A 17,927-nucleotide genomic window follows, 5' to 3' on the forward strand; every position below is an offset into this window, starting at 1 on the left:
CACACGCCGCCGGGTCAGCAGAGAAAAGCGAAAATAAACGCTTGACTCTGAAGCGGGAAAGCGTAATATGCACACCCCGCGCCGCAGCGAAAAGCGAAGCGGCATTGCTCTTTAACAATTTATCAGACAATCTGTGTGGGCACTCAAAGTGACATGGATTCTTAATGTCTTCGGACAATAAATGAATACCAAGTCTCTGAGTGAACATACGTAATTCATTACGAAGTTTAATTCACGAGCATCAAACTTAAATTGAAGAGTTTGATCATGGCTCAGATTGAACGCTGGCGGCAGGCCTAACACATGCAAGTCGAGCGGTAGCACAGAGAGCTTGCTCTCGGGTGACGAGCGGCGGACGGGTGAGTAATGTCTGGGAAACTGCCTGATGGAGGGGGATAACTACTGGAAACGGTAGCTAATACCGCATAACGTCGCAAGACCAAAGAGGGGGACCTTCGGGCCTCTTGCCATCAGATGTGCCCAGATGGGATTAGCTAGTAGGTGGGGTAACGGCTCACCTAGGCGACGATCCCTAGCTGGTCTGAGAGGATGACCAGCCACACTGGAACTGAGACACGGTCCAGACTCCTACGGGAGGCAGCAGTGGGGAATATTGCACAATGGGCGCAAGCCTGATGCAGCCATGCCGCGTGTATGAAGAAGGCCTTCGGGTTGTAAAGTACTTTCAGCGGGGAGGAAGGTGTTGAGGTTAATAACCTCAGCAATTGACGTTACTCGCAGAAGAAGCACCGGCTAACTCCGTGCCAGCAGCCGCGGTAATACGGAGGGTGCAAGCGTTAATCGGAATTACTGGGCGTAAAGCGCACGCAGGCGGTCTGTCAAGTCGGATGTGAAATCCCCGGGCTCAACCTGGGAACTGCATTCGAAACTGGCAGGCTAGAGTCTTGTAGAGGGGGGTAGAATTCCAGGTGTAGCGGTGAAATGCGTAGAGATCTGGAGGAATACCGGTGGCGAAGGCGGCCCCCTGGACAAAGACTGACGCTCAGGTGCGAAAGCGTGGGGAGCAAACAGGATTAGATACCCTGGTAGTCCACGCCGTAAACGATGTCGACTTGGAGGTTGTGCCCTTGAGGCGTGGCTTCCGGAGCTAACGCGTTAAGTCGACCGCCTGGGGAGTACGGCCGCAAGGTTAAAACTCAAATGAATTGACGGGGGCCCGCACAAGCGGTGGAGCATGTGGTTTAATTCGATGCAACGCGAAGAACCTTACCTACTCTTGACATCCAGAGAACTTAGCAGAGATGCTTTGGTGCCTTCGGGAACTCTGAGACAGGTGCTGCATGGCTGTCGTCAGCTCGTGTTGTGAAATGTTGGGTTAAGTCCCGCAACGAGCGCAACCCTTATCCTTTGTTGCCAGCGGTTCGGCCGGGAACTCAAAGGAGACTGCCAGTGATAAACTGGAGGAAGGTGGGGATGACGTCAAGTCATCATGGCCCTTACGAGTAGGGCTACACACGTGCTACAATGGCGCATACAAAGAGAAGCGACCTCGCGAGAGCAAGCGGACCTCATAAAGTGCGTCGTAGTCCGGATTGGAGTCTGCAACTCGACTCCATGAAGTCGGAATCGCTAGTAATCGTAGATCAGAATGCTACGGTGAATACGTTCCCGGGCCTTGTACACACCGCCCGTCACACCATGGGAGTGGGTTGCAAAAGAAGTAGGTAGCTTAACCTTCGGGAGGGCGCTTACCACTTTGTGATTCATGACTGGGGTGAAGTCGTAACAAGGTAACCGTAGGGGAACCTGCGGTTGGATCACCTCCTTACCTTAAAGAACCTGCCTTTGTAGTGTCCACACAGATTGTCTGATGAAAAGTAAATAGCAAGGCGTCTTGCGATTGAGACTTCACGTCCCCTTCGTCTAGAGGCCCAGGACACCGCCCTTTCACGGCGGTAACAGGGGTTCGAATCCCCTAGGGGACGCCACTTGCTGGTTCGTGAGTGAAAGTCACCTGCCTCAGTATCTCAAAACTCATCTTCGGGTGACGTTTGAGATATTTGCTCTTTAAAAATCTGGATCAAGCTGAAAATTGAAACGACACATCTTTAATGGTGTGTTCGAGTCTCTCAAATTTTCGCAATCAGAAGTGAAACATCTTCGGGTTGTGAGGTTAAGCGACTAAGCGTACACGGTGGATGCCCTGGCAGTCAGAGGCGATGAAGGACGTGCTAATCTGCGAAAAGCGCCGGCGAGGTGATATGAACCTTTGACCCGGCGATGTCCGAATGGGGAAACCCAGTGCAATTCGTTGCACTATCGTTAACTGAATACATAGGTTAACGAGGCGAACCGGGGGAACTGAAACATCTAAGTACCCCGAGGAAAAGAAATCAACCGAGATTCCCCCAGTAGCGGCGAGCGAACGGGGAGCAGCCCAGAGTCTGAATCAGCTTGTGTGTTAGTGGAAGCGTCTGGAAAGTCGCACGGTACAGGGTGACAGTCCCGTACACGAAAGCACACAGGCTGTGAACTCGAAGAGTAGGGCGGGACACGTGGTATCCTGTCTGAATATGGGGGGACCATCCTCCAAGGCTAAATACTCCTGACTGACCGATAGTGAACCAGTACCGTGAGGGAAAGGCGAAAAGAACCCCGGCGAGGGGAGTGAAAAAGAACCTGAAACCGTGTACGTACAAGCAGTGGGAGCACCTTCGTGGTGTGACTGCGTACCTTTTGTATAATGGGTCAGCGACTTATATTCTGTAGCAAGGTTAACCGTATAGGGGAGCCGAAGGGAAACCGAGTCTTAACTGGGCGTTAAGTTGCAGGGTATAGACCCGAAACCCGGTGATCTAGCCATGGGCAGGTTGAAGGTTGGGTAACACTAACTGGAGGACCGAACCGACTAATGTTGAAAAATTAGCGGATGACTTGTGGCTGGGGGTGAAAGGCCAATCAAACCGGGAGATAGCTGGTTCTCCCCGAAAGCTATTTAGGTAGCGCCTCGTGAACTCATCTTCGGGGGTAGAGCACTGTTTCGGCTAGGGGGCCATCCCGGCTTACCAACCCGATGCAAACTACGAATACCGAAGAATGTTATCACGGGAGACACACGGCGGGTGCTAACGTCCGTCGTGAAGAGGGAAACAACCCAGACCGCCAGCTAAGGTCCCAAAGTCATGGTTAAGTGGGAAACGATGTGGGAAGGCACAGACAGCCAGGATGTTGGCTTAGAAGCAGCCATCATTTAAAGAAAGCGTAATAGCTCACTGGTCGAGTCGGCCTGCGCGGAAGATGTAACGGGGCTAAACCATGCACCGAAGCTGCGGCAGCGACACTTAGGTGTTGTTGGGTAGGGGAGCGTTCTGTAAGCCGTTGAAGGTGTGCTGTGAGGCATGCTGGAGGTATCAGAAGTGCGAATGCTGACATAAGTAACGATAAAGCGGGTGAAAAGCCCGCTCGCCGGAAGACCAAGGGTTCCTGTCCAACGTTAATCGGGGCAGGGTGAGTCGACCCCTAAGGCGAGGCCGAAAGGCGTAGTCGATGGGAAACAGGTTAATATTCCTGTACTTGGTGTTACTGCGAAGGGGGGACGGAGAAGGCTATGTTAGCCGGGCGACGGTTGTCCCGGTTTAAGCATGTAGGCGGAGGTTCCAGGTAAATCCGGTACCTTTTTAACGCTGAGGTGTGATGACGAGGCACTACGGTGCTGAAGTAACAAATGCCCTGCTTCCAGGAAAAGCCTCTAAGCATCAGGTAACATCAAATCGTACCCCAAACCGACACAGGTGGTCAGGTAGAGAATACCAAGGCGCTTGAGAGAACTCGGGTGAAGGAACTAGGCAAAATGGTGCCGTAACTTCGGGAGAAGGCACGCTGATATGTAGGTGAAGCCCCTGCGGGTGGAGCTGAAATCAGTCGAAGATACCAGCTGGCTGCAACTGTTTATTAAAAACACAGCACTGTGCAAACACGAAAGTGGACGTATACGGTGTGACGCCTGCCCGGTGCCGGAAGGTTAATTGATGGGGTTAGCGGCAACGCGAAGCTCTTGATCGAAGCCCCGGTAAACGGCGGCCGTAACTATAACGGTCCTAAGGTAGCGAAATTCCTTGTCGGGTAAGTTCCGACCTGCACGAATGGCGTAATGATGGCCAGGCTGTCTCCACCCGAGACTCAGTGAAATTGAACTCGCTGTGAAGATGCAGTGTACCCGCGGCAAGACGGAAAGACCCCGTGAACCTTTACTATAGCTTGACACTGAACACTGGTCCTTGATGTGTAGGATAGGTGGGAGGCTTTGAAGCGTGGACGCCAGTCTGCGTGGAGCCAACCTTGAAATACCACCCTTTAATGGCTGGTGTTCTAACGTAGACCCGTAATCCGGGTTGCGGACAGTGTCTGGTGGGTAGTTTGACTGGGGCGGTCTCCTCCCAAAGAGTAACGGAGGAGCACGAAGGTTAGCTAATCCTGGTCGGACATCAGGAGGTTAGTGCAATGGCATAAGCTAGCTTGACTGCGAGAGTGACGGCTCGAGCAGGTGCGAAAGCAGGTCATAGTGATCCGGTGGTTCTGAATGGAAGGGCCATCGCTCAACGGATAAAAGGTACTCCGGGGATAACAGGCTGATACCGCCCAAGAGTTCATATCGACGGCGGTGTTTGGCACCTCGATGTCGGCTCATCACATCCTGGGGCTGAAGTAGGTCCCAAGGGTATGGCTGTTCGCCATTTAAAGTGGTACGCGAGCTGGGTTTAGAACGTCGTGAGACAGTTCGGTCCCTATCTGCCGTGGGCGCTGGAGAATTGAGGGGGGCTGCTCCTAGTACGAGAGGACCGGAGTGGACGCATCACTGGTGTTCGGGTTGTCATGCCAATGGCACTGCCCGGTAGCTAAATGCGGAAAAGATAAGTGCTGAAAGCATCTAAGCACGAAACTTGCCCCGAGATGAGTTCTCCCTGACTCCTTGAGAGTCCTGAAGGAACGTTGAAGACTACGACGTTGATAGGTCGGGTGTGTAAGCGCAGCGATGCGTTGAGCTAACCGATACTAATGAACCGTGAGGCTTAACCTTACAACGCCGAAGCTGTTTCGGCGGATGAGACAGACACGATTTTCAGCCTGATACAGATTAACAGAATTTGCCTGGCGGCTTTAGCGCGGTGGTCCCACCTGACCCCATGCCGAACTCAGAAGTGAAACGCCGTAGCGCCGATGGTAGTGTGGGGTCTCCCCATGTGAGAGTAGGGAACTGCCAGGCATCAAATAAGTAGAGAGGCCATCCGCAAGGATGGCCTTTTTGCGTTTAAGCATTCAGAAATTTGTAGGCCGGATAAGGCAAAGCTGCCACCCGGCAAGTCAGATCGCACTCCACTCCACAATAAACTCCGCAATCCCATCCACATCATTTAAATCCAGCATCGGAACTTCAAGCGGCAATACAACATCACTGGCCACCGCAATCACATGCTCATCCAGCGTTAATTCGCTGAAATCATGCCCGGCATCGCTTCTGAACAGTAGGATCTTAGGCACGGCCTCATGCTTAAATCCCTCAACCAGCACCAGATCCAGCGTGGCGTGATCCATCCGGCTGACCAGATAAGCGAGGTCCAGCGGCGCCTCATCCGGTGTTTCTGTCATCAGCGCCCAGCGTTGAGTACTTGCCACCATCGTTTGCGCTGCACCCGCTTTACGTAATGCATAGCTATCTTTGCCCGGTCTATCGATATCCATATTATGGTGGGTGTGCTTAATCAATCCTGGACGGATACCTCTGGCACAAAGCGCAGGAATGAGCTTTTTCAGCAGCGTGGTTTTTCCGGTCCCACTCCAGGCGGAAATGGCGACAACTGGTATCATCTTTTCTCCTGCATCATCTGCAAATCGTCAGGCGTATTCACATTCACAAATGCTGATTTTAAATCGCTAAAATCAACGGGATGACCGCCAGACTCGCGCATAAAAGCCATCACCCTGCGCTCTCCCGCAGCCAGATAGTACTGCAGGGCTGGCGCCAGGGATCGGTGCATCAGTGCGATAGCAGGATGATCACGCTCGCCGTCATGTACCCAAATCACAGGAGCCGTACCCCGAAGCAGCAACAAACGTTCGACAAGACAGGACGGAATAAACGGGGTATCGCAGGGACAGAAGATGAACCACTCTCCGTGAGACTGTTGCATGACCGAAAGCATGCCGGCCAGCGGGCCCGGGTAATCCTCAAGGATATCCTGATAAACGGCATACCCGCTGAGCTGGTAAGTGTCGATATGCCGGTTAGCACTGATGACCATTGTCGACACCTGGCCTGCGAGCGTATCAGCGACACATTGCCATAAGGGTTTGCCGTTCAGGCGTTGAAGCCCCTTATCTTTTCCCCCCATTCGCGTCGCCCTGCCACCTGCCAGAACGACCCCAATGATTTCCTGGCTAAGATTCACGAATATCGCCTCTTTTATTGTGGGATTGACCCTGCTAACGTGTCACTCTAAATGAAAGGAGCACCACCATGAAATGTAAACGTCTGAATGAAGTTATTGAACTCCTCCAGCCCGCCTGGCAAAAAGAGCCAGAGCTAAATCTGATGCAATTTTTACAGAAACTGGCGAAAGAGTCAGGTTTTGACGGCGATCTGGCAGACCTTTCTGACGACATCCTGATCTATCACCTTAAAATGCGTGACTCTGCCAAAGATGCTGTTATTCCTGGTATTCAGAAAGATTATGAGGAAGATTTTAAGACCGCATTACTACGCGCTCGAGGCGTAATTAAAGAGTAAAAGCTTGTAAGCGGCGGCACCGAAATCGCCACAAGATGATATCCTGAATCATTCGTATAATTTCCGGATGATCGGATGAACGACCAGGCTTTTACTTTCCAGACATTACACCCGGACACCATTATGGATGCCCTGTTTGAACAGGGTATTCGGGTGGATTCCGGGCTAACACCGTTAAACAGCTACGAAAACCGCGTCTATCAGTTTCAGGACGAGGATCGTCAGCGCTTCGTCGTAAAATTCTATCGTCCTGAACGCTGGTCCGCAGAACAAATTCAGGAAGAGCATCAGTTTGCTCACGATCTGCTGGATGACGATGTTCCCGTTGCCGCACCGCTAAAATTCAATAACCAAACGCTCCTCACGCACGAAGGGTTTTACTACGCTGTATTCCCGAGTCTGGGTGGCCGCCAGTTTGAAGCGGATAATATCGATCAGATGGAGTGGGTTGCCCGCTATCTTGGGCGCATACACCAGACGGGACGCAAAAAAGCCTTTATTGCCCGCCCGACTATCGGGATTCAGGAATACCTTCTTGAGCCGCGCGGAATATTCGAAACGTCTGCCATGATCCCCACTGCGTTAAAGGATGATTTCCTCAACGCCACCGATAAGCTCATTGCTGCTGTTAAAACCTGCTGGCGCGACGATATTTCCGTCCTGCGCCTACATGGCGATTGTCATGCCGGAAATATCCTCTGGCGTGATGGCCCGCTGTTTGTCGATCTCGATGATGCGCGTATGGGGCCCGCGGTTCAGGACCTGTGGATGCTGCTCAATGGCGACAAAGCCGAGCAACGTATGCAGCTTGAAACCATTATTGAAGCATATGAAGAATTTAGCCCGTTTAATTCAGACGAAATTGCCCTGATTGAGCCTTTACGTGCGATGCGTTTTGTTTATTATCTCGCATGGTTAATCAGGCGTTGGGACGATCCCGCATTTCCCCGGAATTTCCCGTGGCTTACCGGAGAGGATTACTGGCGTAGCCAGATATCTACATTTACCGAGCAGGTCAAGGTTCTTCAGGAACCCCCTCTGCAATTAACGCCGATGTATTAATTGGACACACCCAGGAGAGAGTTAATCATGAAAAAAATTTGGCTGGCGCTGGCAGGTATGATTCTGGCATTTAGCGCTTCTGCTGCGCAGTTTACCGACGGCAAACAGTTCATCACGCTGGACAAACCGGTTGCTGGCGAGCCACAGGTTCTGGAGTTCTTCTCGTTCTATTGCCCACACTGCTATCAGTTCGAGCAGGTTCTGCATGTTTCTGACAACGTGAAGAAAAAGCTGCCAGAAGGCACCAAAATGACCAAGTACCACGTCGAGTTCCTTGGCCCATTGGGTAAAGATCTGACCCAGGCATGGGCGGTCGCGATGGCACTGGGCGTGGAAGATAAGATCACTGCGCCAATGTTTGAAGCCGTACAGAAAACCCAGACCGTTCAGACCACTGCGGATATCCGTAAAGTGTTCGTTGATGCCGGCGTGAAAGGGGAAGAGTATGACGCAGCATGGAACAGCTTTGTGGTGAAATCTCTGGTTGCTCAGCAGGAAAAAGCGGCTGCTGACCTCCAGCTTCAGGGCGTTCCGGCGATGTTTGTTAACGGCAAATACCAGCTGAACATGCAGGGCATGGACACCAGCAGCATGGATATCTTCGTACAGCAGTATGCTGATACCGTGAAATACCTGGTTGAGAAGAAGTAATTTCGCTGATGTAAAAACGCCGGTCACTGACCGGCGTTTTTGTATGAAGATTTAATATTGTTTATCTGTTCGTCTTTCTCTTTCCAGAGCGTATTAAGCCACTGCTGGAAACGACGCTTGAAATTCTTATCGTTAACGTAATCACCGTGCAGCCCGGCATCTATCGGGACCAGATCGACACGCACAACAATGCGCGTCAGTTTGCCGCTGAGCATATCGAAGAACGGCGTCTTATCGTTTTCCGGATAGCAGAGCGTGACGTTCAGGAGTTTATCGAACTGTGATCCCAGCACGTTAAGCGCCATCGCAATACCCGCAGCCTTTGGCGGCAGCAGATGCTGGTAAGGGGAGCGAGTTTGTTGATGCTTCTCTTCCGTAAACCGGGAGCCTTCAACAAAGTTCACGATGGTCGTTGGATGCGCGCGAAACTTTTCGCAGGAACGGCGCGTGGTATCCACATCTTTGCCGCGACGCTCGGGATGACGAATCAAATAGCTGCGCGAATAGCGTTTCATAAACGGCATATCAAGTGCCCAGCAGGCCAGCCCGATAAAAGGCACCCAGGCGAGCTGCTGTTTCAGAAAATATTTGTTCATCGGGATGTGTTTGCGAAAAAGTACGCATAACACCACGATGTCCGCCCAGCTGTGGTGATTGCAGATCAGCAGATACCAGTTCTTCTTGTTAAGACTCTCCAGCCCTTTGATATCCCACTTCAGATGCGAGTTCAGGCACAGCAGTATCGCCAGTCCTTCGCACCAGCAGTACATCATGAAGTTACAAAATGCGGACACGGCTCGCCACACCATGGGAACAGGCAGCAGCAGTTTAACGATCCCGGCGATGATGATCGGCACAGAGCAGGCGACAGTCACCAGGATAGTTAAAATGATGCTTAACAGTAATGTTATTGCTGCGAGCAATCTCGGCATGATGAGCTTTTTCAGGTAGTTAGCTGTAAGTGAGCGGTCGGCTATGCAACGCCGGGCGCTGATTTTACCAGAAAACAGACAAATTAATGGCGCTTTGACGTGATGATTTGGCCGCTTTTACCCTGTCGCAGACGATTTCTCTGTGATTGCGCGCTTAACAAGGCTTATATCCACATAGACTAAATTGCCATCAGTTGACCATATAGATAAGATCTAATGCTATAACAGCATGATAATTAAGATCTAAAAATTAACGCATATGTATTTTTTACGTCTGTTATTCATATGAAGTGAAAATATACACAAACTTATCCACAGTTTGATTTTTGCGAGCGATCCTCACGATCGCAAAATCTTTTCCTGTATCTGGCGCTAATACCTGATGTTTTCATCCTTCTGTGGCATCCTTTACCCATAAATTGATTAAAGGCACGGACATTATGGTTCAGATCCCAGAAAACCCTCTTATTCTCGTCGATGGCTCTTCTTACCTGTATCGGGCATATCATGCGTTTCCTCCTCTGACCAATAGCGCAGGGGAACCCACCGGCGCAATGTACGGCGTGCTGAACATGCTGCGCAGCCTGATCCTTCAGTATCAGCCAACCCATGCGGCTGTGGTCTTTGATGCGAAAGGTAAAACTTTCCGCGACGAACTGTTTGAGCATTACAAATCTCACCGTCCGCTAATGCCTGACGATCTGCGCGCGCAGATTGAGCCGCTGCACACCATGGTAAAAGCGATGGGGCTGCCGCTGCTGGCCGTCTCTGGCGTTGAAGCCGATGACGTCATCGGCACGCTGGCGCGTGAAGCAGAAAAGATGGGGCGTCCTGTGCTGATCAGCACCGGTGATAAAGATATGGCGCAGCTGGTGACGCCAGGCATCACCCTGATTAACACCATGACCAACACCATTCTGGGGCCAGAAGAAGTGGTCACAAAGTACGGCGTGCCGCCTGAGCTGATTATCGACTTCCTCGCGTTGATGGGCGACTCCTCGGATAACATCCCGGGTGTCCCTGGCGTCGGTGAAAAAACCGCGCAGGCGCTGCTCCAGGGGCTGGGTGGACTGGATACGCTCTACGCGGAGTCAGACAAAATCGCCGGGCTCTCCTTCCGTGGCGCAAAAACCATGGCCGGAAAACTGGAAGAGAACAAAGAGGTGGCTTATCTCTCCTATAAGCTGGCCACAATCAAAACCGATGTCGAACTGGAGCTGGGCTGTGAGCAGCTTGAAGTGCAACAGCCTTCCGCTGACGATCTGCTGAGCCTGTTTAAGAAATACGAATTCAAGCGCTGGACCGCTGACGTGGAAGCCGGTAAATGGCTGCAGGCGAAAGGGGCCAAACCTGCTGCAAAGCCGAAGGAGACAATCGTCGTTGACGCAGAAGAGCAGGCGGAAGAAGAAGCCGTGGCGCTTTCCTTCGACAACTACGAAACCATTCTTGAAGAGTCACAGCTAATCGCCTGGATCGAGAAACTGAAAAAGGCGCCCGTCTTCGCCTTTGATACCGAAACCGACAGCCTCGATAACATCTCTGCCAATATGGTTGGCCTGTCATTTGCGACAGAGCCGGGTATTGCCGCCTACGTCCCTGTGGCGCACGATTACCTGGATGCGCCGGAGCAGATCTCCCGTGAACGCGTGCTTGAGCTGCTGAAGCCGATCCTGGAAGACGAAAAGGCGCTCAAGGTCGGGCAAAATCTCAAGTACGATCGCGGCATTCTGCAAAATTACGGCATTGAACTGCGCGGGATTGCCTTCGACACCATGCTTGAATCCTACATTCTGGACAGCGTCGCGGGCCGCCATGATATGGATTCCTTATCTGACCGCTGGCTCAAGCACAAAACGATCACCTTTGAAGAGATTGCCGGTAAAGGGAAAAATCAGCTCACCTTTAACCAGATTGCTCTGGAAGAAGCGGGGCGCTACGCGGCGGAAGACGCTGATGTCACGCTACAGCTGCACCTGAAGATGTGGCCAAAACTGCAGAAGCATGAAGGTCCGCTGAACGTGTTCCAGCATATCGAGATGCCGCTGGTACCCGTTCTGTCACGCATTGAACGCAACGGCGTGAAGATTGACCCAACGGTGCTGCATAACCACTCCGGGGAGCTGGCGCAGCGTCTGACCGAGCTCGAGCAAAAAGCGCATGAGCTTGCAGGCGAGCCGTTTAACCTCTCTTCGCCGAAGCAGCTGCAAACCATTCTGTTTGAAAAGCAGGGCATCAAGCCGCTGAAGAAAACTCCTGGCGGCGCGCCGTCAACCTCTGAAGAGGTGCTGGAAGAGCTGGCGCTGGATTACCCGCTGCCAAAAGTGATTCTGCAGTACCGTGGCCTCGCGAAGCTGAAGTCTACCTACACCGACAAGCTCCCGCTGATGATCAACCCGAAAACGGGTCGTGTGCACACTTCGTACCATCAGGCTGTCGCGGCGACCGGTCGTCTCTCATCAACCGATCCTAACCTGCAGAACATCCCGGTACGTAACGAAGAAGGCCGCCGTATTCGTCAGGCTTTCATCGCACCAGAGGATTATCTGATTGTCTCTGCTGACTACTCGCAAATTGAGCTGCGCATTATGGCGCATCTGTCCCGCGACAAAGGCCTGCTGACCGCGTTTGCCGAAGGGAAGGATATCCACCGGGCAACCGCGGCGGAAGTCTTCGGCTTGCCGCTGGACAGCGTGACCAACGAGCAGCGCCGCAGTGCTAAGGCGATCAACTTCGGTCTGATTTACGGCATGAGCGCATTTGGTCTTTCGCGCCAGCTCAACATTCCGCGTAAAGAGTCGCAGAAGTATATGGATCTCTACTTCGAGCGTTATCCGGGCGTGCTGGAATACATGGAACGCACCCGCGCGCAGGCGAAGGAAAAAGGTTACGTCGAAACCCTGGATGGCCGCCGTCTCTACCTACCGGACATCAAATCCAGCAACGCGGCGCGTCGCGCTGGCGCAGAGCGAGCGGCGATCAATGCCCCGATGCAGGGTACCGCGGCGGACATTATTAAGCGTGCAATGATCGCCGTTGATGCCTGGCTGGAAAAAGAGAAGCCTCGCGTGAAAATGATCATGCAGGTACACGATGAACTGGTATTTGAAGTGCACAAAGACGACCTCGACGCCGTGTCGAAGAAGATCCACGAACTGATGGAAAGCAGCATGACGCTCAACGTGCCGTTGCTGGTGGAAGTGGGAAGTGGCGAAAACTGGGATCAGGCTCACTAAGGGTTCTTCGCATAACGCGCTTTTTATGTAAGTTTGCAACATAACAACGCGCGTTTTGTGACAATCATTAGAATTCCCTATGTAAAGAATGAAAAAAAACTACAAAAAGTGCTTTTTCTGCAGCACAAAAAGGGGTAGAGTTGTCGGCGTAGGGTACAGAGGTAAGATGTTCTATCTTTCAGACCTTTTACTTCACGTAATCGGATTTGGCTGAATATTTTAGCCGCCCCAGTCAGTAATGACTGGGGCGTTTTTTATTGCGGCAAAGAAAAATTCAGGCAAAAAAAAACGCGGCTATCGCCGCGCTCGGTATTACTCTTCTTCCGCTTCCGTCGCGGGTTCCAGCTCGCTAAACCAGGTATCGAGCTTCTGACGCAGCTTGTCCACGCCCAGCTTTTTCAGCGAGGAGAACGGCTCAACCTGCACATCACCGTTGAACGCCAGCACCGCTTCGCGAACCATATTCACCTGCGCTTTACGCGCGCCGCTCGCCAGCTTATCGGCTTTCGTCAGCAGCACCAGCACGGCGATATCGCTTGCTACAGCCCAGTCGATCATCTGTTGATCCAAATCTTTCAGGGGATGGCGAATATCCATCAGCACCACCAGACCTTTCAGGCACAGGCGTTTTTCCAGGTATTCACCCAGCGCACGCTGCCACTTGATTTTCATCTCTTCCGGTACCTGCGCGTAACCGTAGCCCGGTAAGTCGACCAGGCGTTTGCCCTCTGCGACTTCAAAAAGGTTGATCAGCTGGGTACGGCCAGGTGTTTTTGAGGTACGCGCCAGGCTCTTCTGATTGGTCAGCGTATTCAGGGCGCTGGATTTCCCCGCATTGGAGCGGCCAGCAAATGCCACTTCAATACCGGTATCAGAAGGAAGGTGGCGAATATCGGGCGCACTGGTGACAAAATGCGTCTGTTGGTAGTTCCAGGTAGTCACGTGGTCGTCTCCAAAATCGTAATCTGAAGGGGATTATACCCGAATGCAGCCAAAAGGCTTTTCTGATTGCTATGAGCTGTAGGCGAATGCCCCAATCGGTGTGAGAGATCGGCCAGTGATGCTATGGGAGATTTCAGAGAATTCGCAGGCGTCAAAAAATCCAAACTGTTTTAAATCATAAGCTTATTTCCGGGTAATTGTCTGAAAAATCCTTTTTGTACCGTTTCGTTGCTTGTTAGTTTAACGGAACAAGGTAAAGTGTGCGTCAGGGCGAGGAAGCCAACAGGAAATCGACTTAAGGATTAGGGTCAGGAGCGCCAGGAGGCGAAGACGCAGGATTGTCAGGATGACCAGCGCCTGGAGGCGTTTTAAAAGGAAATGGAACCGTATCACGGACGGTATTAGCCAAGGGATAAACAGGGTTTGTTGTTGGCAAACACGGAATGTCTGACCCGCTAAGGGTTGTGAGTCAGGAAAAAAGGCGACAGATTGCTCTGTCGCCTTTTTTCTTTGCTTGCTTTCTGCTAGATTTCGCCGCAATTCTATACTGAAGAAAACGACTTAAAGATAAAACATCATGAAAAAACCAACCTCCGCTGCGGGCGCGAAACGCCCTGCAAAAGCACGCCGCAAAACGCGCGAAGAACTGAACCAGGAAGCGCGCGATCGCAAACGCGACAAAAAACATCGCGGTCACGCTGCGGGTAGCCGTGCCAACGGTGGTGGTGCAGCGGGTGCTTCTGCAAAAGGCAAACAGCAGAAAGACCCTCGTATCGGCAGTAAAACTCCCATTCCACTGGGCGTGACAGACACCCTGGTCACTAAGCAGCACAAACCAAAGAGCGAGAAACCTATGCTTTCACCGCAGGCTGAGCTGGATTTGCTGGAGAACGATGAGCGCCTGGACGCGCTGCTGGAACGTCTTGAAGAGGGTGAAACCCTGACCGCTGAAGAGCAGTCATGGGTGGATGCCAAACTGGATCGTATCGATGAACTGATGCAGAAGCTGGGCCTGTCATACGACGATGACGAAGATGAAGAAGAAGACGAAAAGCAGGAAGATATGATGCGTCTTCTGAAGGGTGGAAACTAACATTTGCACCCGGCAGGCACGATAGTCCTGCTTATAACCCTTCCGGTTATATGTTATCTGGTGTGGTTATTCGTTAAACTACGGCGGTTGTCGCGGCGACAGAAGTGGCTGCGCACCCGAATGATGGCCCGCGATGGGGCCAGAACGGGCCGCCGTATACGAACGCGACACCAACGGAAGGAGTGAGCATGTCAGCACCAACTATCGACTGGGATTTGGCCCTAATCCAGAAATATAACTATTCCGGGCCGCGTTATACGTCATACCCCACCGCGCTGGAGTTCTCCGATGCCTTCGGCGAGGCTGATTTCCAGCAGGCTGTCGCGCGCTATCCTGAGCGTCCGCTGTCGCTCTACGTCCATATTCCGTTCTGCCACAAGCTTTGCTACTTCTGCGGCTGCAATAAAATCGTTACCCGTCAGCAGCACAAAGCCGACCAATATCTTGATGCGCTCGAACAAGAAATTGTCCATCGCGCGCCGCTTTTTGCTGGCCGTCACGTCAGCCAGCTGCACTGGGGCGGCGGGACGCCAACCTATCTGAATAAAGCGCAAATCAGCCGCCTGATGACCCTGCTGCGCGGCAATTTCAGTTTTAACGCCGACGCTGAAATCTCGATCGAAGTCGATCCGCGTGAAATTGAGCTGGATGTACTGGATCACTTACGCGCTGAAGGCTTCAATCGTCTGAGCATGGGCGTGCAGGATTTCAATAAAGAGGTTCAGCGTCTGGTGAACCGCGAGCAGGACGAAGAATTTATCTTTGCCTTACTCAATCACGCGCGCGAGATTGGTTTCACCTCGACCAATATTGACCTGATTTACGGCCTGCCAAAGCAAACGCCGGAAAGCTTCGCCTTCACCCTGAAGCGCGTGGCCGAACTCAACCCGGACCGCCTGAGCGTCTTTAACTATGCGCATCTGCCGACGCTCTTTGCCGCTCAGCGAAAAATCAAAGATGCCGATCTTCCTTCTGCCCAGCAGAAGCTGGATATCCTGCAGGAAACCATTACCTCGCTGACCGAAACCGGCTATCAGTTTATCGGGATGGATCACTTTGCCCGTCCGGATGACGAGCTGGCGATTGCGCAGCGTGAAGGCGTTCTGCACCGTAACTTCCAGGGCTACACAACCCAGGGCGATACCGATTTGCTGGGGATGGGCGTCTCCGCTATCAGCATGATTGGCGACTGTTACGCGCAGAACCAGAAAGAGCTGAAGCTTTACTACCAGCAGGTTGATGAAACGGGCAACGCGCTGTGGCGCGGCATTGCGTTAACGCGCGACGACTGCATCCGACGCGATGTGATTAAGGCGCTAATCTGCAATTTCCGTCTCGATTTCAGCGACGTTGAGTCGCAGTGGGATCTGCACTTCAGCGATTATTTTGCGGAAGACCTGAAGCTGATTGCACCGCTGGCGAAAGACGGGCTGGTGGATGTGTCGGAGAGCGCGATTGAGGTCACGCCGAAAGGGCGTCTGTTGATCCGTAATATCTGCATGTGCTTTGACGCGTATCTACGTCAGAAAGCGCGACTGCAGCAGTTCTCGCGGGTAATTTAAGGCGCATTGCAAAATGCACAAAACGTAGGCCGGGTAAGGCGAAGCCGCCACCCGGCTTTTACGTTCAACTCGCTAGCTAAACAGCCCCACCAACGCCGCACACAACATGGCCGCAACGGCTGTCTGTGGCGTGTGGCTTTCAGCGGCTCCGCTAGAGAGCATATTCACGATTGTTTCCAGCATGATGTTCACCCCCAATTTCCGGGCACGATCATACAAAACTCATCGGAACAGTAAAGCGCAAAATAACGGCAATTTGCGCTCAATGAATAACCTTTACACAGCGGCGTGCGATCACTCCATTCCCAGCTCTTTAAGCTTGCGCGTCAGGGTATTACGTCCCCATCCCAGCAGGCGAGCGGCTTCCTGCTTATGGCCCTGCGTATGACGAAGCGCGGTAGTTAACAGCGTACGCTCCATCTCCGGCTGAGCTTCAGACAGCAGGTTTTGATGACCGGAACGCAGCGCGCGGTCGGCCCACTGCGCCAGCAGCGTCGCCCAGCTGTCCGGCAGCGCGTGCCCGGTACTGCTTTCAGGCGCGGTCGCTTCAAACAGCTCGGCCGGTAAATCCTGAATCAGCACTTCCTGCCCGGCGGCCATCACGGTTAACCAGCGGCAGGTGTTTTCCAGCTGACGCACGTTGCCCGGCCACGCCAGACGCGTCAGAGCGGCATCGGTTTCCGGGTGAAGCTGCTTGGCTTCCACACCCAGCTCACGAGCGGCCACCTGCAGGAAATGGCGCGCCAGGCGGGGAATATCTTCCCGACGTTCACGCAGCGGCGGCAGATGAACGCGGATGACGTTCAGACGGTGGAATAAATCCTCACGGAATTTTCCTTCCTGAACGCGTTGCTCCAGGTTTTGGTGGGTCGCGGCGATAATGCGCACGTCCACCTTTACCGGCGCATAGCCTCCCACGCGATAAAACTGCCCGTCGGCCAGCACGCGCAGCAGGCGGGTCTGGACATCCAGCGGCATATCGCCAATTTCATCCAGGAACAGCGTACCGCCGTCAGCCTGTTCAAACCGCCCCTGGCGAATGGTATTGGCGCCGGTAAATGCCCCTTTTTCATGGCCGAACAGTTCGGACTCAATCAAATCCTTCGGGATCGCCGCCATATTCAGGGCGATGAACGGCGCTTTTGCCCGCGGGCTGTGGCGGTGCAATGCATGCGCCACAAGCTCTTTACCGGTTCCCGACTCACCGTTAATCAATACGCTGATGGACGAGCGGGACAAACGACCGATAATGCGAAACACGTCCTGCATCGCCGGCGCTTCACCGATGATATCTGTCGTTGGCCCAAAATCGGGTGCGTGGCGCGGCTGTTGCTGCTCCTGATAATGGCTAATCGCGCGCTCAACCAGCGCCACCGCTTCGTCGATATCAAAGGGTTTGGGCAGGTAATCAAACGCCCCTTGCTGATAGGCGCTCACTGCGGCATCCAGATCGGAGTGCGCAGTCATTATGATGACCGGAAGCATAGGGTGGCGTTGTTTGATCTGCTTTAACAGCGCCAGCCCGTCCATGCCCGGCATACGAATATCCGAAAGCAGAACATCTGGCGTTTTGGTGGTGAGTGCGTCGAGCACTTCGCTGCCGCTCTCAAACGTCGTGCAGCTTAATCCTGCCCCAGTGAGCGCGCGTTCAAGCACCCAACGGATGGAGCTATCGTCATCGACTACCCAGACTATCCCTCGTTGCAT

The 17,927-nt window shown here is 52.9% G+C and carries 12 protein-coding genes, 1 tRNA gene and 3 rRNA genes; 10 read left to right on the top strand and 6 right to left on the bottom strand.

The genetic code is table 11. The features are described from left to right. Positions 1–249 precede the first annotated feature (249 nt). From M2422_RS14720 to rrf, 4 genes are all read left to right on the top strand, one after another. A 16S ribosomal RNA gene (locus tag M2422_RS14720) occupies positions 250–1,789 on the top strand. 84 nt (positions 1,790–1,873) lie between these two features. Next, positions 1,874–1,949, top strand: a tRNA-Glu gene (locus M2422_RS14725). Between the two features lie 183 nt (positions 1,950–2,132). After that, a 23S ribosomal RNA gene (locus tag M2422_RS14730) occupies positions 2,133–5,038 on the top strand. Positions 5,039–5,108: 70 nt separating this feature from the next. Then, a 5S ribosomal RNA gene (gene rrf, locus M2422_RS14735) occupies positions 5,109–5,224 on the top strand. The 16S, 23S and 5S rRNA genes sit together here with 1 tRNA gene alongside, the layout of an rRNA operon. Before the next feature lie 98 nt (positions 5,225–5,322). Here the strand turns inward: rrf and mobB are convergent. Both mobB and mobA read right to left on the bottom strand, forming a co-directional pair. After that, complete coding sequence (mobB, locus tag M2422_RS14740) at positions 5,323–5,826, bottom strand: molybdopterin-guanine dinucleotide biosynthesis protein MobB (RefSeq protein WP_064673043.1); 504 nt, start codon at positions 5,824–5,826, stop codon at positions 5,323–5,325. Continuing rightward, positions 5,823–6,407, bottom strand: coding sequence for a molybdenum cofactor guanylyltransferase MobA (gene mobA, locus M2422_RS14745; RefSeq protein ID WP_064673044.1), 585 nt, complete (start codon positions 6,405–6,407; stop codon positions 5,823–5,825). The genes mobB and mobA overlap by 4 nt, the downstream gene beginning before the upstream one ends. A 68-nt stretch (positions 6,408–6,475) precedes the next feature. Here mobA and M2422_RS14750 point away from each other — a divergent pair, with 68 nt between their 5' ends. The 3 genes from M2422_RS14750 to dsbA all read left to right on the top strand — a co-directional run bounded on the left by M2422_RS14750 (position 6,476) and on the right by dsbA (position 8,458). Further along, positions 6,476–6,745 carry a YihD family protein gene (locus M2422_RS14750; RefSeq protein WP_008501866.1) on the top strand — a complete coding sequence of 90 codons (270 nt, stop codon included), beginning with the start codon at positions 6,476–6,478 and terminating at the stop codon, positions 6,743–6,745. 75 nt (positions 6,746–6,820) lie between these two features. Beyond that, on the top strand, positions 6,821–7,807 hold the full coding sequence (locus M2422_RS14755; protein WP_039264179.1) for a serine/threonine protein kinase: 987 nt from the start codon (positions 6,821–6,823) through the stop codon (positions 7,805–7,807). A 27-nt stretch (positions 7,808–7,834) separates the two neighbouring features. Further along, positions 7,835–8,458 carry a thiol:disulfide interchange protein DsbA gene (gene dsbA / locus M2422_RS14760; RefSeq protein WP_033146975.1) on the top strand — a complete coding sequence of 208 codons (624 nt, stop codon included), beginning with the start codon at positions 7,835–7,837 and terminating at the stop codon, positions 8,456–8,458. A 23-nt stretch (positions 8,459–8,481) separates the two neighbouring features. Here the strand turns inward: dsbA and M2422_RS14765 are convergent, their stop codons facing one another. Beyond that, positions 8,482–9,390 carry an acyltransferase gene (locus M2422_RS14765; RefSeq protein WP_064673045.1) on the bottom strand — a complete coding sequence of 303 codons (909 nt, stop codon included), beginning with the start codon at positions 9,388–9,390 and terminating at the stop codon, positions 8,482–8,484. Between the two features lie 440 nt (positions 9,391–9,830). On the opposite strand from M2422_RS14765, the gene polA reads away from it, so the two are divergent. Then, on the top strand, positions 9,831–12,623 hold the full coding sequence (polA, locus tag M2422_RS14770; RefSeq protein ID WP_259141287.1) for a DNA polymerase I: 2,793 nt from the start codon (positions 9,831–9,833) through the stop codon (positions 12,621–12,623). A 312-nt stretch (positions 12,624–12,935) separates the two neighbouring features. On the opposite strand, the gene yihA is transcribed toward polA, so the two are convergent. Continuing rightward, the gene (yihA, locus tag M2422_RS14775; protein WP_029741470.1) at positions 12,936–13,565 is read right to left on the bottom strand and encodes a ribosome biogenesis GTP-binding protein YihA/YsxC; all 630 of its coding nucleotides are present in this window, start codon (positions 13,563–13,565) and stop codon (positions 12,936–12,938) included. Positions 13,566–14,142: 577 nt separating this feature from the next. Here yihA and yihI point away from each other — a divergent pair. Both yihI and hemN read left to right on the top strand, forming a co-directional pair. After that, positions 14,143–14,658, top strand: a complete 516-nt coding sequence (yihI, locus tag M2422_RS14780) for a Der GTPase-activating protein YihI (protein ID WP_064673047.1) — start codon at positions 14,143–14,145, stop codon at positions 14,656–14,658. Between the two features lie 188 nt (positions 14,659–14,846). Beyond that, complete coding sequence (gene hemN, locus M2422_RS14785; protein WP_039264183.1) at positions 14,847–16,220, top strand: oxygen-independent coproporphyrinogen III oxidase; 1,374 nt, start codon at positions 14,847–14,849, stop codon at positions 16,218–16,220. Between the two features lie 72 nt (positions 16,221–16,292). Here hemN and M2422_RS14790 read toward each other — a convergent pair whose 3' ends face one another. Further along, complete coding sequence (locus M2422_RS14790) at positions 16,293–16,403, bottom strand: YshB family small membrane protein (protein ID WP_023333898.1); 111 nt, start codon at positions 16,401–16,403, stop codon at positions 16,293–16,295. 111 nt (positions 16,404–16,514) lie between these two features. Further along, complete coding sequence (gene glnG, locus M2422_RS14795; protein WP_023309765.1) at positions 16,515–17,927, bottom strand: nitrogen regulation protein NR(I); 1,413 nt, start codon at positions 17,925–17,927, stop codon at positions 16,515–16,517.

Origin of the sequence: Enterobacter sp. SLBN-59 (assembly GCF_024807915.1) — a bacterium.
Lineage (GTDB): Bacteria > Pseudomonadota > Gammaproteobacteria > Enterobacterales > Enterobacteriaceae > Enterobacter > Enterobacter asburiae_B.